This is a genomic window from Pseudomonas maumuensis, from assembly GCF_019139675.1.
Classification (GTDB): domain Bacteria; phylum Pseudomonadota; class Gammaproteobacteria; order Pseudomonadales; family Pseudomonadaceae; genus Aquipseudomonas; species Aquipseudomonas maumuensis.
Window position 1 is genome coordinate 3,048,161 of record NZ_CP077077.1, and the last position, 25,772, is coordinate 3,073,932.

The window sequence follows — 25,772 nt, forward strand, 5'->3', positions numbered from 1 at the left end:
GTGTGCAAGGAGTCGATGCAGGGGTGCAAGCCACGAGCTGACGGCTCAGCCGGCCAGCGCCTCGAGCTCGGTCAGTTCCCGTTCGGTCAGCGCCACTCCTTCCCGTGCGGCCACTTCACGCTCGCGGTAACGCCGCTCACCGGGCATCCGCGCCAATCCGGCGGCCTGCATCTGCTCCACCAGTTCGCGGCTTCGCAGTGCAAAGCGCTCGCCCTCGGCCTTGCTCGGGTCGATCACGATGATCAACTGGCCGGTCCAGGGAGTCTTGGCTCCCGGGTGACCGGACCAGTCGAACTCCCAGGAGAAATTGCCTCCCGTCAGCGCCGCCGCCAGCAGCTCGACCATCATCGACAGCGCCGAACCCTTGTGTCCGCCGAACGGCAGCAAGGCGCCGCCCTCGAGAATCGCCTTGGGGTCGGTGGTTGGCTGGCCATCGGCATCCACACCCATGCCCGGCGGCAGCTGCTCACCCGCCCGCGCGGCGATCTGCACATCGCCATGGGCCATGGCGCTGGTGGCCATGTCGAAGACGATCGGGTCATGCCCCGCGCAAGGCGCGGCAAACGCGATGGGGTTGGTACCGAACAGCGGCTCGCGCGCACCATGGGGCACCACGCAGGTCATGCTGTTGACCACGCTCAGGGCCACCAGGCCTTCCTCGGCGAATGGCTCGACATCCGGCCACAGCGCGGCGAAATGGTGCGAGTTGTGAATCGCCAGCACCGCGATGCCTGCGCTGCGCGCCTTCTCCACCAGCAGCGGGCGGGCTGCGGCCAGTGCCGGTTGGGCAAAGCCGCCCTTGGCATCGACTCGCACATAGGCTGGTGCCAGGTCGGTTACCTGCGACTCGGCGCGGCCATCGACCCAGCCACTGGCCAGGGTCGAGACATAACCGGGAATACGGAACACCCCATGACTGTGGGCGCCGTCGCGCTGGGCGCTGGTGCAGTTGTGGGCGAGCACGGCGGCCACCGTCGCGCTGCAGCCATGACGCTCGAAGATCGACTGCAGCAATGCCTGCAGCTCGGTAAAAGGCACACGCACGACAGGGTCGGTGGAAGGTGAAGACATCTGGAGCTCCTTTCTTGGAATTGGAATCGCTACAGCGCAACTGCACAGACTTTCCCGCCAATGACAGCTATCTGTCAAATATTGACTTGATGACAGAAAACAGCCATTTTGGCTTCCACGCCAGAAATCAACCGGAACCGACCATGAGCCAATCGATCAAGCAACGCCTGGAAAGCAGCCTGCACACCGCTGCCGCTTCGGGCCGCCAGATCGCCAGCTACATGCTCGCCAACCTCCATGAGCTGCCCTTCCAGACCTCGGCCAGCATCGCCGCCAAGCTGGGCGTGAGCGAATCGAGCGTCGGCCGCTTCTGTCGCGCCCTGGGCTATGCCCACCTCAAGGCTCTCAAACAGGACCTGCAGAACGACCTGGGTGACGGCCCGTGGCTGGCCGGCGACCGCCTGCAGGCGTTTCGCCAGCAACCCGAGGACGACCAGCGCTCAGGCAGCCTGGAGCTGGAAATGGCCGCGCTGGTGCGCGTGCATGAATACAGCCGCGGCGAGACCTGGCAACAGGTCGCTCGGCGCCTGGCCGACAAACCGCGGGTATTCGTCGCTGGCTTTCAGACCGAGCGTGGCGTGGCCATGTGCATGAGCCACCTGCTGCAGTACCTGCGCGACGGCGTGCAGTTGGTCGATGGCAGCGCCGGGCATTTCGGCGAGGTACTGCTGGGGCAACCGCAGGACTGCGCGCTGGTGGTATTCGAAGCTCGCCGCTATTCGCGCCACGCCCAGCAGCTGTGCCACAAGGCGCGTGCGTTGGGCATCCCGGTAACCCTGGTCACCGACACCTTCTGTGACTGGGCCGATGCCAACGCCGACGAGGTGTTCCGCATCCCCACCGAATTCAACCTGTTCTGGGAATCCACCGCGACCATGCTGTCGTGGGTACACCTGATGGTCAACGAGGTCTGCAAGCAGCTCGGACCGGATGTTGAAAAACGCTTGGAAGCAACAGCCGCTCTACATAACGAGTTCGTCGGCTACACCTCGTGGCCGGCGGGCAAACAACAATAGCAAGAGTGCGATGACCGAGGTGCGAGATGAAAGGAACCATGGCTGTGGTGGGTGCGTGCGCCCTGCTGCTGGCGGGCCACGCCAGTGCCGAGACCCTGCGCTTTGCCACTGAAGGCGCATATCCCCCCTTCAATTACGTCGACGCCGACAACAAGCTGCACGGCTTCGACATCGACATCACCCATGCCCTGTGCGAACAGATGAAGGTCGAGTGCAGCCTGGTGGCCCAGGACTGGGAAGGCATCATTCCGGCGTTGATGGCGCGCAAGTACGACGCGGTGGTGGCCTCGATGATCGACACCGAGGAACGACGCCGCAAGATCGCCTTCACCGACCGCTACTACCGCACCCCGTTGACCGTGGCGGTCGCCAAGGACAGCAAGATCAGCGACGCGCAGACCGACTTCAAGGGCTACACGGTCGGCGCCCAGTCCGCCTCGACCCAGGCGATCTACGCCGAGGATGTGTACGGCAAGGCCGGTGCGGACGTGAAGCTGTACCCGACCCTGGACGAGGCCAACGCCGACCTTGCCGCCGGGCGCCTGGACGGGGTAATCGCCGACAAGTTCCCGCTGCACGAATGGCTGAACAAGAACGGCAAGGACTGCTGCAAGATCCTCGGCGACGTCGACGGCACCAAGGCCGATGCGGCGATTGCCGTGCGCAAGGACGACGACGCCCTGCGCGTGCGGCTGAACGAGGCACTGGCGGCGATCGTCGCCAATGGCACCTACCAGAAGATCGCGAGCAAGTATTTCGCCTTCGATATCTACCAGTAATCTCGTGGGAGCGGGCTTGCCCCGCGATGGCGTCCTTCGTCAACCAGGTGCTATCGCGGGGCAAGCCCACTCCCACGGGGTCGCATGTATCCTGGGGGTTAACCATGCTCGATCAACTCTCGCTGCTCTCCTTCGCCAGCGGCGGCTGGGGCCAGGCGCTGCTGGCCGGCGCGCTGGTGACCGTGTCGCTGGCCCTGGCCTGCCTGCCCATCGGCCTGCCACTGGGCCTGCTGGTGGCAATCGCCGCGCGCTCGCGCAAACGCCTGCCACGGGCCTGGGCCACCACCTTTTCCACGGTGTTCCGCGGCCTGCCCGAACTGCTCACCCTGCTGATCATCTATTACGGCTGCCAGATCGCCGCGCAGAAGATCCTCGCCGCACTGGGCTACGAGGGCGAGGTGCTGATCAACACCTTCCTCGCCGCGATGGTCGCCTTCAGCCTGGTGTTCGCCGCGTTCTCCAGCGAAATCTGGCTGATGGCCTTCAAGACCCTGCCCAAGGGCCAACTGGAGGCCTGCGCGGCCTTGGGCCTGGGCAAGCGCACCGGGTTCTTCAAGGTGGTGCTGCCGCAACTGACCCGCATCGCCCTGCCGGGCCTGTCGAACAACTGGCTGAGCCTGCTCAAGGACACCTCGCTGGTCTCGACCATCTCGCTGATCGACCTGATGCGCCAGACCAACCTCGCGGTCAGCGTGACCAAGGAGCCGATGCTGTTCTACGGCGTCGCCTGCCTGGTCTACCTGCTGTTCTCGGCGCTGTCGGGCAGGGTCTTCGCCCTGCTCGAGCGGCGCAGCAATCGCCACCTGCAAGGAGTCCGCCCATGAGCCTGGAGCAACTGCTGGCCTACGTGCTCGACCCGGACCTGCTGGACCGTTACGGCGCGCGTTTCGTCGATGGCCTGCTGGTCACTGCCAAGCTGGTGGCGATCTCGTTCACCCTCGGTGCGCTGCTGGGCATGCTCCTGGCGCTGGCGCCGATGTCACCGAGCCGCGTGCTGCGGCGCCTGGCGGCTGGCTACGGGTATTTCTTCCGCGGTTCACCGCTGCTGGCCCAGCTGTTCCTGCTGTACTACGGGCTGGGTTCGCTCAAGGGTTTCTGGCAGGAGCTGGGCCTCTGGTGGTTCTTCCGCGAGGCCTGGTACTGCGCCCTGCTCGCCTTCACCCTCAACACGGCGGCCTATCAGGCCGAGATCTTCCGCGCCAGCCTGATGGCGGTTGCGCCGGGCCAGTACGAGGCGGCCAAAGCCCTGAACCTCAAGCGCTCGACCACCTTCTTCAAGGTAGTTTTGCCACAGTCGCTGCTGGTGGCCATCGGCCCGCTGGGCAACGAGCTGATCATGATGATCAAGGCCAGCGCCATTGCCTCGCTGGTGACGATCTACGACCTGATGGGGGTGGCCAAGCTGGCCTTCTCACGCAGCTTCGACTTCCAGATCTACCTGTGGGCGGCGGTGCTCTACCTGCTGATCGTCGAGGTGGTCCGGCGCACCCTGAAACACCTGGAGGCCCGATTGGGCCGCCACCTGAACTGATTGAAGGAAACCTCCATGCATTGCCAGACCATCGTCCTGGGCGCCGGCATCGTCGGTGTCAGCACCGCCCTGCACCTGCAGGCCCGCGGACGCCAGGTAATCCTTATCGACCGCGACGAGCCCGGCAGCGGCACCAGCCATGGCAACGCCGGGCTGATCGAGCGTTCCAGCGTGATCCCCTATGCCTTCCCGCGCCAGCTTGGCGCCCTGCTGCGCTACGGCCTGAACCGCCAATCGGACGTGCGCTACAGCCTGTCGTATCTGCCCAAAGCTGCACCGTGGCTGCTCAGTTACTGGCGTCAGTCCGCCCCCGAACGCCTGGCCAAGGCCGCTGCCGACATGCTGCCGCTGGTGCAGCGCAGCGTCGAGGAACACGATGCGCTGATCGAGGCCGCCGGGCTGCAGGCGCTGGTAGAGGCCAAGGGCTGGATCGAGGTATACCGTGACGCCGCGCTGTTCGAACAGGCCAAGCACGATCTGAAGGGGTTGGCCCGCTACAGCCTGCGGTACGAGATCCTCGAACGCGAACAACTACAGGCCCGCGAACAGCAGCTGGACGGTGATGTGATCGGCGGCATTCACTGGCTCGACCCGAAGACGGTAAGCAACCCAGGAGGCCTGACCCGTGGCTACGCCGCGCTATTCGTCCAGCGTGGCGGGCAGTTCCTCCATGGCGATGCGCGCAGCCTGCGCCAAGTCGAGGCCGGCTGGCAGTTGGACAGCCGTCGCGGCAGGGTGACCGCCGACGAGGTGGTGGCCTGCCTCGGCCCGCAGTCGGCCGACCTCTACGAGCGGCTGGGCTACCGCTTTCCACTGGGCATCAAGCGCGGCTACCACATGCACTACGCGACCCGCGACGGCGCCGTCTTGGGCCACTCGATCTGCGATACCCAGGGCGGCTATGTCCTGGCACCGATGGCCCAAGGCGTGCGCCTTACCACCGGCATCGAGTTCGCCGCCAGCGACGCCCCGGCCAACGAGATTCAATTGCGCCGCTGCGAGGCCCTGGCGCGCAAGCTGTTCCCGGCGCTGGGAGAGCGTTTGGACGACACGCCCTGGCTAGGCCGCCGCCCCTGCCTGCCGGACATGCGTCCAGTGATTGGCCCAGCACCGCTGCACAGGAACCTGTGGTTCAACTTCGGCCATGCCCACCATGGCCTGACGCTGGGCCCGGTCAGCGGCCGCCTGCTGGCGGAGTTGATGACCGGCGAGCGTCCCTTCACCGACCCTGCGCCCTACAGCGCCGTACGCTTCACCTGAACCTTGAGCGGGAGAACAACAAGATGACCGCACCTTTGAGCCTTGCCAGCCTGCACCCTGCCCCCGATCCACGCCCGGAGCTGATCCGCATCGAAGGTCTGAACAAGCATTACGGCGCGTTCCATGTGCTGCACGATATCGACCTGTCGGTGCGCGAGGGCGAGCGGATCGTCCTTTGCGGCCCCTCGGGCTCGGGAAAATCGACACTGATCCGCTGCATCAACCGCCTGGAGATCGCCCAGCAAGGCAGCATCCGCGTGGCTGGCACCGACCTTGCCAGCACCGGCCGTGAGGCCGCCAAGGTGCGCAGCGAGATCGGCATGGTGTTCCAGCACTTCAACCTGTTCCCGCACATGAGCGTGCTCGACAATTGCCTGCTGGCACCGATGAGCGTGCGCGGCCTGTCACGCCGGGAGGCCGAGGAGCGGGCGCGGTCGTACCTGAGCAAGGTGGGTATCGAGAGCCAGGCGCACAAGTACCCCAGCCAGCTCTCGGGCGGCCAGCAGCAGCGAGTGGCAATCGCCCGGGCGCTGTGCATGAAGCCCAGGATCATGCTGTTCGACGAGCCGACCTCGGCGCTCGACCCGGAGATGGTGGCCGAGGTGCTGGATGTACTGGTGCAGTTGGCCGGCACCGGCATGACCATGCTCTGCGTGACCCATGAGATGGGCTTTGCTCGGCAGGTGGCGGAGCGGGTGTTGTTTCTCGAAGGTGGGCAGATCATCGAGGACTCTTCACCGGAGGTGTTCTTCGGCCAGCCCAGGACGGCGCGGGCACAGGCGTTTTTGAAGCAGATTCTGCATTAGCGGTTCGTGGTCCTATTCAGATATATGCAAGCCTGGCCGACTCTCCTGCAAGACAGCGATGCGATAGATGATGATCTTGATCTTGATCTTGATCTTGATCTTGATCTTGATCTTGATCTTGATCTTGATCGCAAGATTAACTGCGTAGTTACTAGCGACAGCTGCGCCAGCCCAGGCGCCGCCCGTAACTTCGCGACTTCAGGAGGCCGAACGCAGGTCTTGCGGAGGGAGGTGACGGGCATGGATGCCCGTCAAGCGCTGCGCCCCAGGATGGGGCGTTCAGCGCGGTCCTCCCGGGAGCAAGGCCGGAGTGAGGGAACCCGGAGCGAAGCGGAGGGCCGGATGAATGGAGCGCAGCGTTTTTTGGTTACTTTTTGTCGCGTTTGACAAAAAGTGACTCGCCGGGTGGCGAAAGGGTGAATATGCGTCAGTATAGCAAATGAATGCACTTACACCTGTTAAAACCCACACCAATCGCATTTGACTTTGACTTTGACTTTGACTTTGACTTTGACTTTGACTTTGACTTTGACTTTGACTTTGACTTACACAGCGTGTGTTTTAAAAGTTATATGCGCATTCATTCGCCATGTCGACGCACATGTGTCAGCGATGTCTCAAGTCCATACATCGTGGGAAAAGGAGGCAAAACCGTTCGGCTCCGTTCATACGGCCCCTACGCTGCGCTCCGGGGTCCCCTCACTCCGGGCTCGCTCCGGGAGGACGCGCCGACGGGCCATCCATGGCCTGATCGGCGCTTGACGGGCATCCATGCCCGTCACCTCCCTGCGCAAGCCCTCCGTTCGGCCTCCTGAAGTCGCAATTTGTGTCGCCTGAACTATCGCGCGCTTAGAAGCAAGAGCAAGAAGTATAAGTTTTTGCTTGGCACTTTAATATTAAAAATACTTCAGCCACCACACTAACTCAACACCACGCACACCTCACGCAAGTTAACTACATGATTCACCGCTTACGCGCACAAATACCGAAGGCGATATCGCCGATGTAGATGTCCTGCGACCGTAGCCGCTCGGCATCCAGGCGTGCCTGCAATGTGTCGATCCCCACCTGCCGCGCCGTGGCCACGCCATGGGCGATGATCCGCGGCAGGCAAGCGCGGATGATCTCACCCAGCGGGTAGGCGTCGTCGGGCGTCTGCACCAGGCATTCGGCACGCAGGTCCTCGACCATCAGCGCCGCCTCGCTGAACAGGCGATGCAGATTGAAGCCGATATTCAGGTCCGCCCCCTCATGGGCAAGCATGCGCCGCAACCATTGCTGGGCCTTGTGGTGCAAGGGGAATGACGCCTGGCTGGCCGGAGCCAGGCTGCCATCGTGCTCCTGGAAGATCATCAGCCCGCCTGGCAGCAGACACCGGGCCAACGCGCGCAACGCCTTGACCGGGTCCGCCTGGTACATCAGTACCCGTCGCCCGACAATGGCGTCGAACAACCCCAGGGGCGCGGGCAACGCGCACAGCTCGGCAGCCACGAACTCAGGTAGCGCCGCCCCTTTGCGGCTTTCACGCTGGCGCGCGACCTCCAGGGCGCCAGCCGCCCGGTCGATACCCACCACCGCGCCGTCCTCGCCTACCAGGCCGGCCAGCAGCCAGCTCACATCGCCACTGCCACAACCGACATCGAGCACGCGCATACCGGGGCCAATGCCCGCGTCGACCAGCAGGCGCGTGGTGAAATCCGCTTTCGCAAGTGCCATGCCATGCTCCTTCGCAAGGAGACCAGTGTGCAGAGCAAAAGGGCATGCGCACAAGACTGGCCTATGCTACAGCCACCCACCACCCTAGGCCCCGAGCATACCCATGGTTACCGACCCACTGCTGGACAGCTGGCGGCACAATGCCCAGGCCTGGATCGAGGCGGTACGCTCCGGCTCCATCGAATCCCGCCGCCAGGTCACCGACCAGGCGATACTCCTGGCCGTGCTCGGCCACCAGCCTAGTAGGGTGCTGGATCTGGGCTGCGGCGAGGGTTGGCTGCTCCGTGCCCTGGCCGCAAGGGGCATCGATACGGTCGGGGTGGATGGCGATGCGACCCTGGTCGCCGCCGCACGCGAAGCGGGTTCGGCGCAGGTCCACCTGGCCAGCTATGAACAAGTGATCGCAGGCGTGCCGGGCATCGGCCACGATCATGAGCTGATCTGCGCCAACTTCGCCCTGCTCCAGCAAGACATCATTCCCCTGCTTACGGCCATGCGAGATCTGCTGCAGCCCGACGGCACGCTGCTGATCCAAACCCTGCACCCCTGGACGGCAGCCGCCGGCAACTACCAGGATGGCTGGCGCGAGGAGTCATTCGTCGGGTTCACCGGCGACTGGCGCCCGATGCCATGGTACTTCCGCACCCTCGGCAGCTGGCTCAAGGCGCTGGAGCTGGCGGGCTTTGACCTGGTCGAACTGCAGGAGCCGCAACATCCGCAGAGCCAGGTGCCGCAATCCCTGCTGCTGGTCACGCGCAAAGCGGCCTGACCCCTGCGGCCTCTCGTCGCAGCCTTTTCCCTCTTGGCAAATCCTGTACAGGCCGTAAAATCCCGCCTCCTTTTCGCCCGTCGCCCCAACCGGTGGCAAGCCCCCGCAAAGACCGCGTCCGTGCCTCACACATCGCGCATGTGCCACAGGCTCAACCGCCCCGCCCGGCCTCCACCCAACAGGCCCCGCGGTTGACTCTTGCCAAGCTCGCATCCCGCCCCAGGCCGCACTGTACGTCGCTGTCCGCCACGTGCAGCCGAAAAGGTGCTTCTGAGCTCTTTTCAACCTTGAGGTAACTATGTCTGTGCGTTTGCTGGCGATGGCGCTGGCACCCCTGCTCGGCCTGTTCATCATTGCCCTGGGCAATGGCGTGCTGTCTTCCCTGACCACCCTGCGCCTGGGCGCCGCCGGCGAATCGGCGACCATGATCGGCGTAGTGTCCTCGGCCTACTTCATCGGCCTGACCCTGGGCGCGATCTTCAACGACCGGCTGATCCTGCGCATCGGTCATATCCGTGCCTACAGCAGCTTCGCCGCCTTGATCGGCGCCACCATCCTGCTGCAGGGCCTGTTCTACGACACCACCTGGTGGTTCGTGCTGCGGCTGGTCAACGGCTGGGCGGCGGTCGGCGTGTTCCTGGTGATCGAGAGCTGGCTGCTGCTGGCCGGTGACGCAAAGATCCGCGGGCGTCTGCTGGCGCTGTACATGATCGCCTTCTACGGTGCCGGGGTGATCGCCCAGGCCGCCTTGGGCGAGGTCACTGGCTGGGGCGAGACCGCGCCGTTCATGGTCGCCGGCATGCTCGCCACGCTGTCGGTGCTGCCGATCGTAATCCTGCCCCGGGTATCGCCACTGCTGGATCAGGTCGAGCCGCTCAAACCGCGGCAACTGCTGGGCGTGGCGCCGACCGGGCTGGTCGGCTGCTTCGGCTCGGGGGTCGCCATCGCCGGGATCTATGCCTTGCTGCCGCTGTACCTGCAACGCATCGGCCTGGACGTCGGCGAGACCGGCGACATGATGGCCTGGGTGATCCTCGGCGCCATGCTGCTGCAGTATCCGGTCGGGCGCTGGTCCGACCGCAAGGATCGCCAGGATGTGCTGATCGCCCTGGCCGCCCTGTGTACCGTGCTGTCGGTATTGATCGTGCTGCTGCCAGCCGACACCGTGCTGCTGCCGGCACTGCTGTTCCTGCTCGGCGGCGGCGTGTTCGCGTTGTATCCGGTGGCAGTCAGCAGCGCCGCCGACCGCGCTCCGGCCGACGCGCTGGTGCCGATGATCCAGGGGCTGCTGCTGATCAACTCGCTGGGCTCGGCCATGGCCCCGCTGGCCATTTCGCCGATGATGACCGCTTATGGCGAAGTCGGGCTGTTCTGGGCCTTCGCCGTGATCAACCTGGCCATGGTCGGGTTCTTCCTCTGGCGCCGCGGCAAGCGTCCGGCCCCTGAACATCCGGCGCCCTTCGCACCCACGGCGACCTTCTCGCCAACCGGCGCGGAACTGCGGGTGACCGAAGACCTGATGCACGCAGCGCAGGAGCACCCGACGCTGGAGGCGATGGATGCCACGCCCGGCCAACAGGCGCCTCGCCCTGACGCACACTGACGGCAGACGCCAAGGACCGCCCGTCGCTTGACGGGCACCTTGGCGCCGCCGTGATAGCCCAACCATGACAGTCATCCGACAGGAGATTCATCATGGTCAATCCACGTCCCCTCGCCTTGCTGCTGGCCCTGATGCTGGGCAGCACCGCCACCCTCGCCCTCGCAGCAACCGACATGAACGGCAGCGGCACGCACAAAGAGCACACGTCCGAGCAAGGCAAGACCGCCGGTGAAGGCAGCAGCGTAAACAGCCCCGGTGGCAAGGATAACGACAGCAGTGACACCGGTACCGACTCTGACGCCGCCGACGGTGCCGCTGGCGGCTCCAACAGTACCGGAGAAGCCACCGGCAGCGGCGCCGGGGCCTCTGGTGGCAGCGCCGAGGATCAGGACAGCCGGTGACGCACGGCCTTCACCGCCAGTATCGGGGCTCGTCCACCACGCGCTGGTGCTCGGCGAACAACAACGGCAGCTGCTCTTTGAGGAAGTCCAGCCAGGTACGCACCTTGGCATCCAGGTAATGCCGTGACGGATAAATCGCATAGATCTCACGCTGGCGCAGCCGATGCGGCGCCAGCAAGCGGCACAGGCGCCCCTCCTGCATGGCCTGGCTCGCCGAGTAATACGGCAGCAGGCCGACCCCCATGCCCAGCTCGGTGGCCTTGAGCATGGCGTCTGCGACGTTGGTGAGGAAGGTGTCCTGGGGCACGATCACGCAATTGTCGGGGTGGCCTTCGAACGACCAATCCTCCTCGAACAGCGGGTCGACGGTGCGCAGGCAGACGTGCCCGTGCAAGTCCTCGGGGCGCTCGGGTACGCCGTGACGGGCAAGGTAATCCGGGGATGCGCACAGGATGCTGTGGATGCTGCCCAGCGGTATGGCGATCAGTTGCGAGTCCGGCAGGCCCTGGCCGATGGTGATCACCACGTCATGCCCCTCGGCCAGCGGGTCGGGGTTGCGCTGCGAAAGGGTCAGCTCCATCACCACTTCCGGACAGGTCGCGTTGTAGCGCGCCACCAGCGGCATCATCAACAGCCCCAGGCCATGGGTGCAATGGAAGCGCAGGCGGCCACGGGGCGTGAGGTGGGCGCCGCGCGCCTCGTCCACCGCCTCCTCGGTGAGTAGCATGATCTGCCGGGTGCGCTCGAGAAAGCGCTCGCCCGCCTCGCTCATGCGCAGGCGCCGGGTGGTGCGGTGCAACAGGCGGGTCTGCAGCTGGTTCTCCAGCTCGGCGACGATCCGCGACACCTGCGCGGCAGAAATATCCAGGGCCTGGGCCGCCCCGGCGAAGCTGCCGCATTCCACTACCCGGGCGAAGGTTCGCATCGCATGCAGCATGTCCATGGGCAGGCACCCTCATTCATACATGAAAGGCAGGAATCTATCACGGGATAGCCCATTTATTGTGAAACACAAATGAATGGATCATTAGTTATCCGCAATAAATGAGGTACCTGTCATGAAACGTTCGATTGCCCTGCTCGCCCTCAGCGCCACCCTCGCCTCGTTCGGCGCCTTCGCCGACAACAGCCCCAGCACCTATGAGTACGGCATGCCGCTGGACATCGCCAAGGTCATTTCGATCACTCCGGCCAGCAACGACGCCGATTGCCAGGTCGGCACCGCGCACATGGTCTACGTCGACCACCAGGGCCAGACCCGCGAAGTCGACTACCGCCAGATGGGTAACTGCTCGCAGCTTTAACCCCGTGGCAAAAATACCAGCCATCTTGCTGAAAGTGCATTTGCCCGCCTGACACGGCGCCGCATGATCTGCCGGGACAACAACAAGAACGTCCCGGACCATGAATACGATCGATACCTCCACGGCCCTGTCCGTACGCGCCTGCGACGCTTCCCACGCCCGCATCACCTGGCGGCTGATGCCGCTGCTGCTGGTGTGCTACCTATTCGCCCACCTGGACCGCATCAACATCGGCTTCGCCAAGATGCAGATGAGCGCCGACCTGGGCTTTTCCGACACCGTCTACGGCCTGGGCGCCGGCCTGTTCTTCATCGCCTATGCGCTGTTCGGCGTGCCCAGCAACCTGGCCCTGGAGCGGGTCGGCCCGCGGCGCTGGATCGCCACGCTGATGGTGGTGTGGGGGTTGTTGTCCACCGGCATGATGTGGGTCCAGGACGCAGCTGGGTTTTACACACTGCGCTTTCTGCTTGGGGTGGCCGAGGCCGGTTTCTTCCCTGGCATTCTCGTGGTGCTCAACCGCTGGTATCCGGCCCGACGCCGCGCCCAGATCACGGCGTTGTTCGCCATCGCCGTGCCCTTGGCCGGGGTGGTCGGCGGGCCATTGTCCGGCGGCATCCTGCAGGCGTTCCACGATCAGGGCGGCATGAGGGGCTGGCAGTGGATGTTCCTGATCGAGGGGCTGCCGGTGGTATTGCTCGGGCTGGTGGTGCTCAAGGCCCTGCCGGACAGTTTCGAGCAGGTGGCTTGGCTCGACGCCGATCAGAAGCATGCATTGCGCGAGGAAATGGCCCGCGAGGAGCGGCACAAGCCGATTGACTCGATGCGCGGGCTGCTGGGCGACACCCAAGTCTGGTTGCTGGTGGCGATCTATTTCGCGGTGATGCTGGCAGTCAACACCCTGGCCTTCTGGATGCCCAGCCTGATCCATGGGGCCGGCATCGGCAGCGACGGCCAGGTCGGTTTGCTCAGCGCCATCCCTTATCTGGCCGGATGCCTGTTCATGCTCGGCTGCGGTCGCTCCTCCGACCGTCACCGCGAACGCCGCTGGCACCTGTGCGTGCCCTTGCTGATGGCCGCCGCCGGCATCGCCCTGGCCGGCTGGGCGCCGGGCAACGCCTGGCTGGTAATGGCCGGGCTGGTGGTCGCCGGCATGGGCGCCAGCGCCGCGCTGCCGATGTTCTGGCAACTGCCGCCGGCGTTCCTGGCGGGCGGCGCCAAGGCCGCCGGCATCGCCATGATCAGCTCGTTCGGCAGTATCGCCTCGTTCGCCGCGCCTTACCTGATCGGCTGGATGCGCGACAGCACCGCCAGCCCGGGCCTGGCCTTACAGGTACTGGGCGTGGCTATCGTGCTGGGTGCCGTGCTGGTGCTGAAGGTGCCTGCCAACGTGGTCAACCCAAAGTGAGGGGCTTCACGCCAGCAACTCGGCAATCCACTGCGCCTGACGGGTGATATCGCGCACCTTATCCTCCGGCACTGGCTGGCGCGCTCGGGCGAAGTTGGCAAGGGTCTGGTGTTTCTGGCGCAGCATGCGTTGCCACTTGAACAGGAACGCAGGGCTGCGCGCCTGCATCAGCAGCGGGCCGAAGTACAGCTGCTCGGCGCTGTAGCTGACCGACTCGGCACGTTCGGCGACGATGATTTCGTAGTCGAAACGGTTTTCCCGCAGCACTTCCTCACAGACGATCCGATAGCCGTTGTCCATCAGCCACTGGCGCAGCGCCTGTTCACCGCCGTTGGGTTGCAGGACCAACCGCTCATGTCCGCCCAGGTGCTGCTTGCCAGCCTCGAGGATGTCGCGAATGGTCTCGCCGCCCATGCCGCAGATACTGACTGCGGTGATGCCATCATTTGGCCCGATGGCCGCCAGGCCACTGGCATGGCGCACGGTGATGCGGTCTTCCAGGCCGTTCTCGCGCACGGTGCGCTGCGCGGCCTGGTAGGGCGTCAACGCCACCTCGCCGGCCACGGCCGCGACGATCGCGCCCCGACGCGCCAGCGCCACCGGCAGGTAGCCATGGTCCGAGCCGATATCGGCCAGTCGCGCGCCCGCCGGCACATGGGCGGCCACGCGTTCCAGGCGCATGGACAATGTGTGTTCGTTCAACGCAAGCCTCTTTTCACGACCAGGGCCCGGCGCCTGTGGCCGGGTGGGGCGCGATTCTGCCGGTCCCGGCCAGGTATTTCAAATGCCCACGACCGACCGCCCTGCCTCGACCGTTCCCGCCCGCTCGCGTAGGCTTGGCGGTTTCCTTCCGTTGCAAGGCGAAACCCCATGGCTAACAGCGACATCATCTACACCCCCGACCCGGACGCCGACTCGATCTCCTCGGACGTTGCCGAGTACAACGGCATCCTGGTCAGCACCCAGATTCCCGTGCAGGCCGATGGCAGCCTTGAGCTGGGCGACATCACCACCCAGTGCGAATGCACCCTGCAAGCTTTGAAAGTTGCCCTGGAGCGCGCCGGCAGCTCGATGGACCGGGTGTTGCACCTGACCATCTACCTGACCGACATGGCCGACCGGGCCGCGTTCAACGAGGTGTACCAGCGGTTCTTCAAAAAGCCATGGCCGGTGCGCGCGGCGGTGGGCGTGGCTTCGCTGGCGTTCGAAGGGATGCGTGTGGAAGTGACGGCGATGGCGGCCAAGGGCTGAGATCTGCTCATGGGCCGCCTACGGCGCGGCCCCATGACGATTGTTGCCTCTTCAAGCGTTACTATCTCCCGAGCGCAGCGTACTAGCAGCTTCCTCGACAACGTCAACTGCCACTTGAGTTATAGCTGACGATTGTGCTCGAACCCTATTCTCTTGGTACATATCGTTGATATCAACCTGCAACAACTTTGCCTTGGCGCCAAAATTGACCTCTTGGCTGGATGAGAGCATGTCAGAAATCTTGGAAATCGAAGCGGCACCGACGACCGCGCCAAGCAGGCCCAACTCCGTCGCCCAATGACCACCGCCCTTCTCCGTGGCGCCTAGATATAGGCCTGCCCCCCATCCAACAACAGCCGAAGTTGTACTAGTCAGTGCTCCAACAACATGGGTAGCCCTCTGCATGGATGTCACAGGTTGCCCCGCCAGCCCCTCACGCTTGTTGTGTATCAGTATTTGCCGATTTTCCGAGTAGACGGACATATCCCATAACTGTTTGAAATGATGTGGTGCCTCGTTCGCACCAGCCGTACCTACTGCCGAGGCCGCAGTGGCCAGGAGTGATCTGACAAAAGACCTGTCAGTACCCCGGGAATCATGGAAGTTGATTGGATCACCCTGGCAGTACGCAAAAGCATTGATTCCACCCGCCCCGAACGGACTCAACCGATCGGGCGAGTTGAACCGCATCAGCAATGGATTGAAGGTCCGATGCCCATTGCCCAGATGATAATGGCCCGTCAGCGAATCGTGGGGATGGCCACAGTAGGCCAACCGAGCATCACGCTTATCGGAAACGGCCCCATATGGCGCATAAGCCCTGGGCAGGCTGGAGCTTCCCAGCACTGATCGCTGCTGGTCGATCACGGCCAAACGACTGGAAGTCATCGCACAACCTTTTGCAGAAAGATATTGGACCCGACGCTACCACCACCGCGTCGCACGCATAACTGACAAAAATGCCAGGCCTTCTACCACCGTTTGGGCAAGTTCATCGGTTATGGATGCCCCCGCCCCGATTCACCGCTACAATGCCCGCCTTACCGTGACAGCCCGAACCTATAACGACATGTCCCTTCCAAAGCACCACCTGGAACTGCTCAGCCCTGCCCGTGACGTGAGCATCGCCCGCGAGGCGATCCTGCACGGCGCCGACGCCATCTACATCGGCGGCCCGAGCTTCGGCGCGCGCCACAACGCCTGCAACGAGGTCAGCGAAATCGCCGAGCTGGTCGAGTTCGCCCGGCGCTACCATGCCCGCGTGTTCACCACCATCAACACCATCCTCCACGACAACGAACTGGAGCCTGCGCGCAAGCTGATCCACCAGCTGTACGACGCCGGTGTCGATGCGCTGATCGTGCAGGACCTGGGGGTGATGGAGCTGGATATCCCGCCGATCGAGCTGCATGCCAGCACCCAGACCGATATCCGCACCCTGGAGCGGGCCAAGTTCCTCGACCAGGCCGGCTTCTCCCAGCTGGTACTGGCCCGCGAGCTGAACCTGCAGCAGATCCGCGCCATCGCCGCCGAGACCGACGCGGCCATCGAGTTCTTCATCCACGGCGCGCTGTGCGTGGCCTTCTCCGGCCAGTGCAACATCTCCCACGCCCAGACCGGACGCAGCGCCAACCGCGGCGACTGCTCCCAGGCCTGCCGCCTGCCGTACACCCTCAAGGACGACCAGGGTCGCGTGGTGGCCTTCGAGAAGCACCTGCTGTCGATGAAGGACAACAACCAGACCGCCAACCTACGCGACCTGGTCGATGCCGGCGTGCGCTCGTTCAAGATCGAGGGCCGCTACAAAGATGTGGCGTATGTGAAGAACATCACGGCCCACTACCGCAAAGAGCTGGACGCCATCCTCGAGGACCGCCCCGAGCTGGCTCGCGCCTCCAGTGGCCGCACCGAGCACTTCTTCGTGCCGGATCCGGACAAGACCTTCCACCGCGGCAGCACCGACTACTTCGTCAGCGACCGCAAGATCGACATCGGCGCCTTCGACTCTCCAACCTTCACTGGCCTGCCGGTGGGCGTGGTGGAGAAAGTCGGCAAGCGCGACCTGCTGGTGGCCACCGATGTACCACTGACCAACGGCGACGGCCTCAATGTGCTGGTCAAGCGTGAGGTCGTGGGTTTCCGCGCCAACATCGCCGAACTCAAAAGCGAATCCGAGGAAGACGGCCAGAAGCGCTACCGCTACCGCGTCGAGCCTAACGAGATGCCCGAGGGCCTTTACAAGCTACGCCCCAACCATCCGTTGTCGCGCAACCTCGACCACAACTGGCAACAGGCGCTGCAGCGCACGTCGTCCGAACGCCGGGTAGGTGTCGAATGGCATGCCGTGCTGCGTGAGCAGCGCCTGATGCTGACCCTTAGCAGCGAGGAAGGCATCAGCGTGCAGGTCGCCCTGGACGGCCCGTTCGGCGCCGCCAACAAGCCGGAACAGGCGCTCGAGCAACTGCACGACCTGCTCGGCCAGTTGGGTACCACGATGTACCACGCCGACGCTATCGAACTCGATGCGCCCCAAGCGTTCTTCATTCCCAACTCGCAGCTCAAGGCCCTGCGTCGCGAGGCCATCGAGGCACTGACCGAAGCGCGGGTCAAGGCCCACCCGCGTGGCGGGCGCAAGGCCGAGACCACGCCACCGCCGGTGTACCCCGAGTCGCACCTGTCATTCCTCGCCAACGTCTACAACCAGAAGGCCCGCGACTTCTACCATCGCCATGGTGTGCAACTCATCGATGCGGCGTACGAGGCCCATGAAGAGCACGGCGAAGTGCCGGTGATGATCACCAAGCACTGCCTGCGCTTCTCCTTCAACCTGTGCCCCAAGCAGGCCAAGGGTGTGACCGGCGTGCGCACCAAGGTGGCGCCGATGCAGCTGATCCAGGGCGATGAAGTGCTGACCCTGAAGTTCGACTGCAAACCCTGCGAGATGCATGTGATCGGCAAGATGAAGAGCCATATCATCGACCTGCCGACCCCAGGCAGCGCGGTGGCCCAGGTGGTCGGGCACATCAGCCCGGAAGACCTGCTCAAGACCATCCCGCGCGCGCCGCACTGAGGTATGACCCGTCGTCGCTCCAGCGGACTTCACCGGCGGCGGGTCTAGACTGAACAGGGGGCTGCCACACGTGGAGGTGTGAGATGAGCCAGTTCAAGCGATTGTTGGTCATGCTCGGCCCGCAGATGCGCCACACGCCTGCCCTGCAGCGCGCGGCGGCGTTGGCCGAATCCAGCGGGGCCCTGCTGGACCTCAATGTCTTCATCGATGATGTCGACACCTTCGGCCTAATGAGCGACAGCCGCGAGCGCGAGCGCCTACTCGACGACAACCGCCAGTGGCTGGCTGATGAAGCCGAGCAGCTGCGCAATGCTGGCCTGGATGTCTCTACCGAACTGCTGCTGACCCGTGATCCGCTGGGCAGCGTGCTGGAGCAGGTCGAGCGGCTGGGCTGCGACCTGATGGTCAAGGACGTGCAGCACGAACCCATCCTCAAGCGCCTGCTGGTCACCCCGCTGGACTGGCAACTGCTCAAGGACAGCCCGATAGCGGTGCATCTGGTCAGCGATATCCGCCTGCCCCTGCCCCGGCAGATCGCCGCCGCGGTCGACCTCAACAGCCATGGCGCCGGCGAGCACCTGGACGACGCGGTGATCCGCAGCGCCCATGCCCTGGCCCTGCAGTGCAACGCCGAGCTGCACCTGTTGCATGTGTGCGATGCGGCCAGGACCCATATCGCCGACTTCGGCGCCGGCACCGTGACCATGCCTGGCTTCGACGCCAACGTGCGCACGGCCCAGCACACGGCGTTCAATCGCCTGGGCGACCACTACCAGATCGACCTGGAGCGCCGTCACTTCCTCGAAGGGCCGGCGGTCAAGGCGCTCACCCAGTACATTGCCGCCCACCGGGTCGATGTGATCGTCATGGGCAACCATCGCCACGATGCGCTGCAGGCGTTTCTCGGCGGTACCACGGCGCATGTGCTGGAGCATCCGTTGTGTAATGTGCTGGCGATCAAGGCGGTACGCTGAAACCATCGCGGGGCGAACCCGTTTCCAACGCGTGGAAACGGGTTCGCCCCGCGATGAAGAGCAGTTACGGGGTCAGAACGCCTTGCTGTAGAACAGCGAGTAAGACTCGATCCCGTCGTTAGGCTGCTTCAGCCCGGCATTGGAATAGTGCATGGCGCGAATGCCGATCTTCTGCTCCGCCGGCAGCTTCAGGCCGAAACCGATCCGGTCCTCGAAGTTCACCGACGAGCCCAGGCGCTGGTCGCCCACGTCGGTCTTGGAGAACGCCGCCAGGCCGATACCCGCCTCGATGAACGGGGTGTAGGTAAAGCCACTGAATTCATAGACGAACACCGGGCTGATCGACAGCGAGTGAGCCCCACTGGCCTCGCCGCCTTCCCAGTAGGTGTAAGCCGCATCCCAGTATCCGGTCAGATGTCCGGTACTGCTCTCAAGCCATTTCTTGTCCCAGTCGAAGGACAGGCCGATGCGGTAGGTCATGTCGCCTTGGCCAGTAGCACCCACGGCAGCGGACACCTGCGCGGCCTGGGCCAGGTTGGCGCCGGCGAAAGCCAGCACGGCGGCGGCCAACATTGTGGCGAGACGGGTTTTCATCAATGACTTTCTCCTGATGGTCTTCACGGGCAGGGCCGCGAAATGCGCGTCCCTGCGTCAATGGAGGCTACGCCCCTCGTTTTTCCTGCATTGGCAACCCCAGACTGGCAAGGGTTACAAGCGGTAATACTTCTTTGATTATTGTCAGAATGTACTGATAGTGGGAAGTGATTTGCCACTATTGGCTAAAGGACATTGGGCGCTTGCCATTGGTTCAGTCGTATTCCGCTTCCCTTACCGCCAGTTGAGGTCAACCCGCGCCGGCGCCTTGCCATCCACCGTCACCTGTTGCTGCACCGTCTGGCCCTCGGCATTGCCGACCACGCGGTAGTGCCCGGGGGGCAATTGCACGAAGATCAACGGGCCGACGTCCTGCAACGTCAGTACCGAGTGGCCCTGGGCCGATTGGATATCCACTGCGGCGCCGCTCTGGAACTTGCCTTCGGCGCCGGTCGAGAGGGTGATGTGCAGGTCGTAGCCGGGGGTGCGGCGCAGGGCATCGGCTTCATCCTGGCCGATACCGCCCTGCAGGTAGCGGATGCCGTTCTGTTCCTGGGGCTGCAATTGCACGCCCTGCGGATCGATGGGAGTGTTCAGGTCGGTGGCTGCCGCGAGGCTCCAAGGCATGGCCAATGCCAGCAACAGCGCGGCGCAAAGACCGTAATGATGAGTGTGCATGATGCATTCCTCCCTGGGAGGGATGGTCTACACAATTTGGAGGGTTTTCCGGGGCTCGGGTTCGCCTGTCGACGCACCGTTAGTCTGCGTGGCGCTGCCCTTCAAGCCGAGGGCAGTTCACGACGCTCTTCCAGCAACTTGATGAACATGCTCAAGCTGCGCGACACCGTGCCCCGCCGCCACACCAGCCAGGTCTTCAGGTAGCGGAAGTCCTCGGCCATCGGCCAGGCGCTGACCGTGCTGCACCCCGGCATGTTGTCGAGCATGCTGCGCGGCATCATCGCCAGGCCTGCGCCTGCGCTGACGCAGGCGAGCATGCCGTGGTACGACTCCATCTCGTGGATCTTGCCCGGCACCGCCTGGTCATGGACGAACCAGCTTTCGAAATGGTGGCGGTACGAGCAGTTGGCGCGAAACGCGTAGATGCTCGAGCCGTTGACGTCACGGGCACGGGTCACGGGCGGGTGGTTGAGCGGCGCGATGACCATCATCTCCTCCTCGAACACCGGCATGCCTTCCAGCGTCGGGTGCAACACCGGTCCATCGACGAAAGCCGCCACCAGGCGCCCGGACAACACCCCTTCGAGCATGGTCCCCGACGGCCCGGTGGACAGGTCCAGGTCGACCTTCGGGTAGCGCTGGTTGTAGGCCGCCAGCAAGGCCGGGATGCGCACCGCTGCGGTGCTTTCCAGCGAACCCAGGGCGAAGGTGCCCTGCGGGTCTTCTCCCGCCACGGTCAGGCGTGCCTCATGAACCAGGTCGAGGATGCGCCGGGTGTACTCGAGGAAGTTCCAACCGGCTGGCGAGAGGCGCAGGCGGCTCTTCTCGCGGATGAACAGCTCGACCCCCAGATCCTCCTCCAGCTGCTTGATACGGGTGGTCAGGTTCGACGGCACCCGATGGATCTGCTGGGCGGCGGCGCTGATGCTGCCGTGCTCGGCCACGGCCTTGAACATCTCGAGTTGCACCAGGTCCACGGTCATTCTCCAAACGTGAATGTTTCGCTCATTATTATTCAGTTTTCATTAAAGCGCGCCACCACTAGTCTGCGCTCACCCCATCAGAACAATGAGAGTCCTGCCATGAGCGAGATCAGCAGCCTGACCCACGCCATCTCCGTCGACCCCTATAGCGGCGAACGGATCGGCCACTATGCCTTCGACACCGACGCCGCACTGGACGCGGCGCTGCAACGCGCCAAGGCAGGCTACAGCCAGTGGCGCAAAGTGTCGCTGGGTCAGCGCAGCGAGTACCTGGTCGCGCTCGGGCAGGCCCTGCAGGCCAACGCCGAGGCCTTCGCACAGATGATCGCCCGCGAGATCGGCAAGCCGGTCAGCCAGGCCCGTGGCGAGGTGAGCAAGTGCGTGGGCCTGTGCCAGTGGTACGCCGAACACGGCCCGGCCATGCTCGCGCCGGAGCCGACCCAGATCGAAAAGGCCCGTATCGAGTACCGCCCGCTGGGCCCGATCCTCGCCGTGATGCCGTGGAACTTCCCGGTCTGGCAGGTGCTGCGCGGCGCGGTGCCGGCGCTGCTGGCGGGCAACACCTACGTGCTCAAGCACGCGCCCAACGTGATGGGCAGCGCCTACCTGCTGGCCGACCTGTTCAAACGCGCCGGCCTGCCTGAGGGCGTGTTCGAGGTGCTCAATGTCACCCCGGACGGCGTCACCCGCGCCATCAACGACCCACGCATTGCCGCCATTACCCTGACCGGCAGCGTGCGCGCCGGCATGGCCATCGGCGCGCAAGCCGGCGCCGCGCTGAAGAAGTGCGTGCTCGAGCTGGGCGGCTCCGATCCGTTCATCGTACTGGCCGATGCCGACCTCGATGCCGCGGTGAAGGCCGCCGTGATCGGCCGCTACCAGAACACCGGCCAGGTCTGCGCCGCCGCCAAGCGCCTGATTGTCGAAGAAAGCATCGTCGAGGCGTTCACCCAGAAATTCGTCGAGGCCACCCGTGCGCTGACCGTCGGTAACCCGCTGGACGACGCCACCTACATCGGCCCGATGGCCCGCTACGACCTGCGCGATGAACTCGACGGCCAGGTCCAGGCGACCCTCGCCGAAGGCGCTACCCTGCTGCTGGGGGGTAAGAAGGTCGAAGGCGTGGCCAACTTCTACGAGCCGACTGTGTTCGCCAACGTCACCCCGGACATGACCGCGTTCAAGCAGGAACTGTTCGGGCCGGTGGCGGCGATCATCAGCGCCCGCGACGCCGACCACGCCGTGGCACTGGCCAACGACAGCGAATTCGGCCTGGCCGCGACCATCTACACCGCCGACTATGCCTTGGCCGAGCGCATGACCGCCGCGCTGGACACCGGCGGCGTGTTCATCAACGGCTACTGCGCATCCGACCCCCGTGTGGCGTTCGGTGGCGTGAAGAAGAGTGGCTTCGGGCGCGAACTGTCGCACTTCGGCGTGCGCGAGTTCACCAATGCCCAGACCGTATGGCTGGATCGCAACTGATCTGAACGAGCTGCTCGCCGGCCAGACCGGCTCCTGCGGGAGCCGACCTGGCCAGTGAGTACCTGCTGGTCTGCAAAATCGCCTGAGCCTGTACCTTGAGTCACTCGGCAAGCGGCGAATAATCGATCACCTCCCCTTTACCCGGAGGTACCGATGTCCACCCATGCCACGCCACTGCGCCTGAACAGCACCGACCTGACCACCCTCAAAGGCCGGCAGAAGATCGTCGCCCTCACCGCCTACAGCACCCCCATCGCCCGCCTGATCGACTCGCTGGTGGACCACGAAGACCACAACCATATTGAATTTAGCACCTCAATATAGCGATCGCACTAAATCACATGAAAGCCTAAACTTTACGTTCACCAGCATTAAAACCTTCGAAATACTCAGCAATTAACTTCTTATTAACGAAAAAGTCATCCAAAACAATAACCAAGAATAGCTCATCCTTAAATCTGTAATCAAACGGTATGCTGGCACCGTCAATCTTGAAACTTTTGACCTTGTGACCCCTCACAGAAACATCTGCCTCAGAAACCCTTTGCTCATACTGATCAAGACTGTAAAGTATTTGCTCATGATCAATATGAGTAATTAGATACCCACCCTCAGTACGCTCATATTCCAAATGCACCAACTGAGTAACCACCGAGTCACCCGCCAACTGGAAGTCATCATTTAGCTCTTCAAAAATCAAGCTTTGGGATTTCTGATCATGTATTACTGTTAGTTTGTCACCAAACCTTTCAACAGAATAAAACTCCGAAACAGCTGGCAACTCTGACACCTCGAGATCCAATATAGATCCGTAAGCTTTCTCCTCCATGGAGGGCCGTCCATCGGCAATGCATTTTATTCTGAATGCGAGCGTGCCCACCTTGCCATCCGAATACAACTGATAGATGGACTCAGCCAAAATTTGCGAAACCGGGATACTAAAAAATTTATTCAAACGCTTATCAACGACACCTCTAGCAAGATGATCACAATCGAACCTCATGTTCTCATTAAAGCTAAGAAGGCCGTACTTGGCAAACTGCCTGTCAACATCTTGCAGCCTCACATCAACACCTGAATACAAATCAATTAAGGACGCTGAAAGATCAAGCTCAATATCGTCCAAAACATACCTTGACCTCCGATACTCCTCGTAAAACAACAGCACCACCTTATACACGACATAATATTCGGCCACGAAAGCCTCTACTCCATCGCCATAGTGCCCCCTGGCACAGTTCGAAACACCTTCATAGCTAGCTTTTAAATTCTCACCATACAAACAAAGCACGCCATTGAAATCGGAAATCTCCAACTTCTCGAGCTCCATCTCCAACTCAATTTCTGCAAACTTTGGGTTTCGCCCAATCTTCATGGCTTCGTCTATTTCACCGCGGAGAACCTCAACCCTGAAGCCAGCCTCCCTCAAGAATAAATCATGAACCCTACTGCAAAACTCTGAGTCACTCAGAAGTGCTTTTAGCTGTTGAAGAGTTGCTTCTGACAACGGCGCCTGACGTCGACTCATCAAGCAAAGTATTTTGTGCTGATTACACTCACTACAATACGCAGACTCATGAATCTTTTCGACAATGTCCTTAATCATTAAAACCCTCTCAAACAATAAAATCAAAGATTCACAAACCTCAATATCCTCACGCGCGTTCGCAGCCTTGCTTTCGGCCAATCTCACCCGTCGCATGACAACAGTTCGACGCCTCAAATCTATGGCAGGGTAAGCTATCGTTTTTCAATCCTTTTTACCAGCTGACTGTGCGACTGAGCTCCACTACTGACCTGCGAAGTTACTGAGTACCGCTAAATTATTAACTAGCACTCAGAAGCAGATGTAGCCCAGGGATGCCATACTTCTGGTCTTTAACGTGCTTTACCGCCTGAACATGATGCTTTTGAATGCGATTTTCCCCCTCATCCTAGCCGAGAGAAATCACGGATTAGAAGAGGCCATACGAAAGCCTGCGAAAATCGTGGCTAATAATCTACCTCTCAGCAAGCGTGGCCTTACGTACGACATCGTCGAGCCCAGTTGAACGCAAGAGCCTATAACCCGCGCCCGCGCCTCAGCGTCTCGCTGGGCAACTCCTGGAACAACTGCCGGTAACTCTCGGAAAACCGCCCCAGGTGCCAGAACGACCAGCGCATCGCCACCTCGGCCACGGTTGCGTCACCCACCAGCAGGTCCCGCCGCGCGCCGTTCAGGCGACGCAGGCGCAACCAATGCGCCGGTGGCAGGTTGGTGAAACCTTTGAAGGCTTGCTGCAACTGACGCACGGAAACCCCGGCGACCTTGGCCAGCTGCAGCAGGTTGAGGGTTTCGTCAGGACAGTCGGCGGCCCACTCGCTGACCCGACGCATGATCGCCCGCTCCTCGTCGCGCCGCCCCAACGCATCCCCCTGCAGATGCTGCCCGGCGTTGTCGAGGATGAACAGGCAGTCTTCCAGCAACTGCTCGCGCAGCGCCCCGCCTTCCAGCGGGCAATCGGCCTGGCCCAGCTGGGTGAGCGTGGCGCTCAGCCAGTTGCCGAACAAGGCGTTCTGCTGGCAGGTCAACGGCACCATGAACAAGCCGCGCAGGCGTTCCAGGTCGAGGCCGTGGCTGGCCAAGAACGGCTGCTCGAATACCACCGCCACCTCCTGGTAGTTCTCCGGGGTGATCCAGATATTGCGGCTGTCTTCATTGAGCAGGTAGAGGCTGTTTTCGCTGCGGTCGAAACAGAACGCCAGGGCGCCGCTGGGGGCGCGAAAGAACTGCTCGACCCGGGTATTCAGGCGCTCTTCATACACCTCCACGCCATCAAGGCCCAGCCAGCGCAACTGACCGTTGAAATGCCCAGGGGACATCTGCCGGTATTGCTGCTGCCAGCCGGGGGTGGCGCGGGTCTGTTCGGTCACATCGGTGGTGCGGTAATCCTGGACCTGCAAGGCGGTTGGCGTTGTCACGCGCTGTCCTAGTTGCACTCTTTTGGTGCATTCATTGCCGAAGAAAGTGGATAGATCGCCCTGGGGGCAGCGACCAAGATAGTCCTCAGCGTCACCTGTGGGAAGTGCCCCTCGG

At 63.0% G+C, this 25,772-nt stretch carries 26 protein-coding genes; 16 read left to right on the plus strand and 10 right to left on the minus strand.

Features of this window, described 5'->3' with window-relative positions; genetic code table 11:
- Positions 1–45: 45 nt before the first annotated feature.
- Entirely contained in the window at positions 46–1,071 is a 1,026-nt protein-coding gene (locus KSS90_RS13690; protein ID WP_217865984.1) for an Ldh family oxidoreductase, read from the minus strand.
- Between the two features lie 143 nt (positions 1,072–1,214).
- Here KSS90_RS13690 and KSS90_RS13695 point away from each other — a divergent pair, with 143 nt between their 5' ends.
- The 6 genes from KSS90_RS13695 (at position 1,215) to KSS90_RS13720 (ending at position 6,463) form a co-directional block, all read left to right on the plus strand.
- A complete protein-coding gene (locus tag KSS90_RS13695) occupies positions 1,215–2,087 on the plus strand; it encodes a MurR/RpiR family transcriptional regulator (RefSeq protein WP_217865985.1) in 873 nt (290 codons plus the stop codon).
- Positions 2,088–2,113: 26 nt separating this feature from the next.
- Positions 2,114–2,866: a transporter substrate-binding domain-containing protein gene (locus KSS90_RS13700; RefSeq protein WP_217865986.1), complete on the plus strand. Its 753-nt coding sequence runs from the start codon at positions 2,114–2,116 to the stop codon at positions 2,864–2,866.
- A gap of 104 nt (positions 2,867–2,970) precedes the next feature.
- The gene (locus tag KSS90_RS13705; RefSeq protein ID WP_217865987.1) at positions 2,971–3,690 is read left to right on the plus strand and encodes an ABC transporter permease; all 720 of its coding nucleotides are present in this window, start codon (positions 2,971–2,973) and stop codon (positions 3,688–3,690) included.
- On the plus strand, positions 3,687–4,397 hold the full coding sequence (locus KSS90_RS13710; protein WP_217865988.1) for an ABC transporter permease: 711 nt from the start codon (positions 3,687–3,689) through the stop codon (positions 4,395–4,397). Before KSS90_RS13705 ends, KSS90_RS13710 begins: the two co-directional genes overlap by 4 nt.
- A 15-nt stretch (positions 4,398–4,412) precedes the next feature.
- A complete protein-coding gene (locus KSS90_RS13715; protein ID WP_217865989.1) occupies positions 4,413–5,657 on the plus strand; it encodes an NAD(P)/FAD-dependent oxidoreductase in 1,245 nt (414 codons plus the stop codon).
- A 23-nt stretch (positions 5,658–5,680) separates the two neighbouring features.
- Positions 5,681–6,463: an amino acid ABC transporter ATP-binding protein gene (locus KSS90_RS13720; protein WP_302467760.1), complete on the plus strand. Its 783-nt coding sequence runs from the start codon at positions 5,681–5,683 to the stop codon at positions 6,461–6,463.
- A 963-nt stretch (positions 6,464–7,426) separates the two neighbouring features.
- On the opposite strand, the gene KSS90_RS13725 is transcribed toward KSS90_RS13720, so the two are convergent.
- Positions 7,427–8,179 (minus strand): methyltransferase domain-containing protein, encoded by a 753-nt coding sequence (locus KSS90_RS13725; protein ID WP_217865990.1) that lies wholly within the window; start codon positions 8,177–8,179, stop codon positions 7,427–7,429.
- Positions 8,180–8,282: 103 nt separating this feature from the next.
- Here KSS90_RS13725 and KSS90_RS13730 point away from each other — a divergent pair, with 103 nt between their 5' ends.
- The 3 genes from KSS90_RS13730 (at position 8,283) to KSS90_RS13740 (ending at position 10,952) form a co-directional block, all read left to right on the plus strand.
- Positions 8,283–8,948 (plus strand): class I SAM-dependent methyltransferase, encoded by a 666-nt coding sequence (locus KSS90_RS13730; protein ID WP_217865991.1) that lies wholly within the window; start codon positions 8,283–8,285, stop codon positions 8,946–8,948.
- A gap of 298 nt (positions 8,949–9,246) precedes the next feature.
- Positions 9,247–10,551: an MFS transporter gene (locus tag KSS90_RS13735; RefSeq protein WP_217865992.1), complete on the plus strand. Its 1,305-nt coding sequence runs from the start codon at positions 9,247–9,249 to the stop codon at positions 10,549–10,551.
- Positions 10,552–10,643: 92 nt separating this feature from the next.
- The gene (locus tag KSS90_RS13740) at positions 10,644–10,952 is read left to right on the plus strand and encodes a hypothetical protein (protein WP_217865993.1); all 309 of its coding nucleotides are present in this window, start codon (positions 10,644–10,646) and stop codon (positions 10,950–10,952) included.
- A gap of 10 nt (positions 10,953–10,962) precedes the next feature.
- On the opposite strand, the gene KSS90_RS13745 is transcribed toward KSS90_RS13740, so the two are convergent.
- Positions 10,963–11,895 carry a LysR family transcriptional regulator gene (locus KSS90_RS13745; RefSeq protein ID WP_046855759.1) on the minus strand — a complete coding sequence of 311 codons (933 nt, stop codon included), beginning with the start codon at positions 11,893–11,895 and terminating at the stop codon, positions 10,963–10,965.
- Between the two features lie 115 nt (positions 11,896–12,010).
- Between KSS90_RS13745 and KSS90_RS13750 the strand changes: the two genes are divergently transcribed.
- Together KSS90_RS13750 and KSS90_RS13755 are read left to right on the plus strand one after the other, a co-directional pair.
- Positions 12,011–12,256: a DUF2790 domain-containing protein gene (locus KSS90_RS13750; RefSeq protein WP_046855760.1), complete on the plus strand. Its 246-nt coding sequence runs from the start codon at positions 12,011–12,013 to the stop codon at positions 12,254–12,256.
- A 100-nt stretch (positions 12,257–12,356) separates the two neighbouring features.
- Positions 12,357–13,661 (plus strand): MFS transporter, encoded by a 1,305-nt coding sequence (locus tag KSS90_RS13755; protein WP_217865994.1) that lies wholly within the window; start codon positions 12,357–12,359, stop codon positions 13,659–13,661.
- A 6-nt stretch (positions 13,662–13,667) separates the two neighbouring features.
- Here KSS90_RS13755 and KSS90_RS13760 read toward each other — a convergent pair whose 3' ends face one another.
- Positions 13,668–14,363, minus strand: a complete 696-nt coding sequence (locus KSS90_RS13760) for a tRNA (adenine(22)-N(1))-methyltransferase (RefSeq protein ID WP_302467761.1) — start codon at positions 14,361–14,363, stop codon at positions 13,668–13,670.
- A gap of 168 nt (positions 14,364–14,531) precedes the next feature.
- On the opposite strand from KSS90_RS13760, the gene KSS90_RS13765 reads away from it, so the two are divergent.
- Entirely contained in the window at positions 14,532–14,912 is a 381-nt protein-coding gene (locus tag KSS90_RS13765; protein ID WP_050705604.1) for a RidA family protein, read from the plus strand.
- Between the two features lie 51 nt (positions 14,913–14,963).
- Here KSS90_RS13765 and KSS90_RS13770 read toward each other — a convergent pair whose 3' ends face one another.
- Entirely contained in the window at positions 14,964–15,800 is an 837-nt protein-coding gene (locus tag KSS90_RS13770; protein WP_217865995.1) for an RHS repeat-associated core domain-containing protein, read from the minus strand.
- A 181-nt stretch (positions 15,801–15,981) separates the two neighbouring features.
- On the opposite strand from KSS90_RS13770, the gene KSS90_RS13775 reads away from it, so the two are divergent.
- Entirely contained in the window at positions 15,982–17,982 is a 2,001-nt protein-coding gene (locus KSS90_RS13775; RefSeq protein ID WP_217865996.1) for a peptidase U32 family protein, read from the plus strand.
- A gap of 83 nt (positions 17,983–18,065) precedes the next feature.
- Positions 18,066–18,956, plus strand: a complete 891-nt coding sequence (locus tag KSS90_RS13780) for a universal stress protein (RefSeq protein ID WP_217865997.1) — start codon at positions 18,066–18,068, stop codon at positions 18,954–18,956.
- Between the two features lie 72 nt (positions 18,957–19,028).
- On the opposite strand, the gene KSS90_RS13785 is transcribed toward KSS90_RS13780, so the two are convergent.
- The 3 genes from KSS90_RS13785 to ptrR form a co-directional block, all read right to left on the minus strand.
- On the minus strand, positions 19,029–19,550 hold the full coding sequence (locus KSS90_RS13785) for an acyloxyacyl hydrolase (RefSeq protein ID WP_437180032.1): 522 nt from the start codon (positions 19,548–19,550) through the stop codon (positions 19,029–19,031).
- Between the two features lie 234 nt (positions 19,551–19,784).
- The gene (locus tag KSS90_RS13790) at positions 19,785–20,228 is read right to left on the minus strand and encodes a carboxypeptidase regulatory-like domain-containing protein (RefSeq protein WP_217865998.1); all 444 of its coding nucleotides are present in this window, start codon (positions 20,226–20,228) and stop codon (positions 19,785–19,787) included.
- A gap of 101 nt (positions 20,229–20,329) precedes the next feature.
- Positions 20,330–21,205 carry a putrescine utilization regulator PtrR gene (gene ptrR, locus KSS90_RS13795; RefSeq protein WP_081941333.1) on the minus strand — a complete coding sequence of 292 codons (876 nt, stop codon included), beginning with the start codon at positions 21,203–21,205 and terminating at the stop codon, positions 20,330–20,332.
- A gap of 105 nt (positions 21,206–21,310) precedes the next feature.
- Between ptrR and KSS90_RS13800 the strand changes: the two genes are divergently transcribed.
- Positions 21,311–22,696, plus strand: coding sequence for an aldehyde dehydrogenase family protein (locus tag KSS90_RS13800; protein WP_217865999.1), 1,386 nt, complete (start codon positions 21,311–21,313; stop codon positions 22,694–22,696).
- A 153-nt stretch (positions 22,697–22,849) separates the two neighbouring features.
- Positions 22,850–23,020, plus strand: coding sequence for a hypothetical protein (locus KSS90_RS13805; protein WP_225933080.1), 171 nt, complete (start codon positions 22,850–22,852; stop codon positions 23,018–23,020).
- Between the two features lie 25 nt (positions 23,021–23,045).
- Here KSS90_RS13805 and KSS90_RS13810 read toward each other — a convergent pair whose 3' ends face one another.
- Positions 23,046–24,398, minus strand: a complete 1,353-nt coding sequence (locus KSS90_RS13810) for a hypothetical protein (RefSeq protein ID WP_217866000.1) — start codon at positions 24,396–24,398, stop codon at positions 23,046–23,048.
- Positions 24,399–24,757: 359 nt separating this feature from the next.
- Entirely contained in the window at positions 24,758–25,657 is a 900-nt protein-coding gene (locus KSS90_RS13815; RefSeq protein WP_217866001.1) for a helix-turn-helix domain-containing protein, read from the minus strand.
- Positions 25,658–25,772 lie beyond the last annotated feature (115 nt).

Bases quoted from the DNA above. Each gene is read 5' to 3' on its own strand.
- KSS90_RS13690 (WP_217865984.1), bottom strand. From the start codon at position 1,071: ATGTCTTCACCTTCCACCGACCCTGTCGTGCGTGTGCCTTTTACCGAG.
- KSS90_RS13695 (WP_217865985.1), top strand. From the start codon at position 1,215: ATGAGCCAATCGATCAAGCAACGCCTGGAAAGCAGCCTGCACACCGCT.
- KSS90_RS13700 (WP_217865986.1), top strand. From the start codon at position 2,114: ATGAAAGGAACCATGGCTGTGGTGGGTGCGTGCGCCCTGCTGCTGGCG.
- KSS90_RS13705 (WP_217865987.1), top strand. From the start codon at position 2,971: ATGCTCGATCAACTCTCGCTGCTCTCCTTCGCCAGCGGCGGCTGGGGC.
- KSS90_RS13710 (WP_217865988.1), top strand. From the start codon at position 3,687: ATGAGCCTGGAGCAACTGCTGGCCTACGTGCTCGACCCGGACCTGCTG.
- KSS90_RS13715 (WP_217865989.1), top strand. From the start codon at position 4,413: ATGCATTGCCAGACCATCGTCCTGGGCGCCGGCATCGTCGGTGTCAGC.
- KSS90_RS13720 (WP_302467760.1), top strand. From the start codon at position 5,681: ATGACCGCACCTTTGAGCCTTGCCAGCCTGCACCCTGCCCCCGATCCA.
- KSS90_RS13725 (WP_217865990.1), bottom strand. From the start codon at position 8,179: ATGGCACTTGCGAAAGCGGATTTCACCACGCGCCTGCTGGTCGACGCG.
- KSS90_RS13730 (WP_217865991.1), top strand. From the start codon at position 8,283: ATGGTTACCGACCCACTGCTGGACAGCTGGCGGCACAATGCCCAGGCC.
- KSS90_RS13735 (WP_217865992.1), top strand. From the start codon at position 9,247: ATGTCTGTGCGTTTGCTGGCGATGGCGCTGGCACCCCTGCTCGGCCTG.
- KSS90_RS13740 (WP_217865993.1), top strand. From the start codon at position 10,644: ATGGTCAATCCACGTCCCCTCGCCTTGCTGCTGGCCCTGATGCTGGGC.
- KSS90_RS13745 (WP_046855759.1), bottom strand. From the start codon at position 11,895: ATGGACATGCTGCATGCGATGCGAACCTTCGCCCGGGTAGTGGAATGC.
- KSS90_RS13750 (WP_046855760.1), top strand. From the start codon at position 12,011: ATGAAACGTTCGATTGCCCTGCTCGCCCTCAGCGCCACCCTCGCCTCG.
- KSS90_RS13755 (WP_217865994.1), top strand. From the start codon at position 12,357: ATGAATACGATCGATACCTCCACGGCCCTGTCCGTACGCGCCTGCGAC.
- KSS90_RS13765 (WP_050705604.1), top strand. From the start codon at position 14,532: ATGGCTAACAGCGACATCATCTACACCCCCGACCCGGACGCCGACTCG.
- KSS90_RS13770 (WP_217865995.1), bottom strand. From the start codon at position 15,800: ATGACTTCCAGTCGTTTGGCCGTGATCGACCAGCAGCGATCAGTGCTG.
- KSS90_RS13775 (WP_217865996.1), top strand. From the start codon at position 15,982: ATGTCCCTTCCAAAGCACCACCTGGAACTGCTCAGCCCTGCCCGTGAC.
- KSS90_RS13780 (WP_217865997.1), top strand. From the start codon at position 18,066: ATGAGCCAGTTCAAGCGATTGTTGGTCATGCTCGGCCCGCAGATGCGC.
- KSS90_RS13785 (WP_437180032.1), bottom strand. From the start codon at position 19,550: ATGAAAACCCGTCTCGCCACAATGTTGGCCGCCGCCGTGCTGGCTTTC.
- KSS90_RS13790 (WP_217865998.1), bottom strand. From the start codon at position 20,228: ATGCACACTCATCATTACGGTCTTTGCGCCGCGCTGTTGCTGGCATTG.
- KSS90_RS13800 (WP_217865999.1), top strand. From the start codon at position 21,311: ATGAGCGAGATCAGCAGCCTGACCCACGCCATCTCCGTCGACCCCTAT.
- KSS90_RS13805 (WP_225933080.1), top strand. From the start codon at position 22,850: ATGTCCACCCATGCCACGCCACTGCGCCTGAACAGCACCGACCTGACC.
- KSS90_RS13810 (WP_217866000.1), bottom strand. From the start codon at position 24,398: ATGCGACGGGTGAGATTGGCCGAAAGCAAGGCTGCGAACGCGCGTGAG.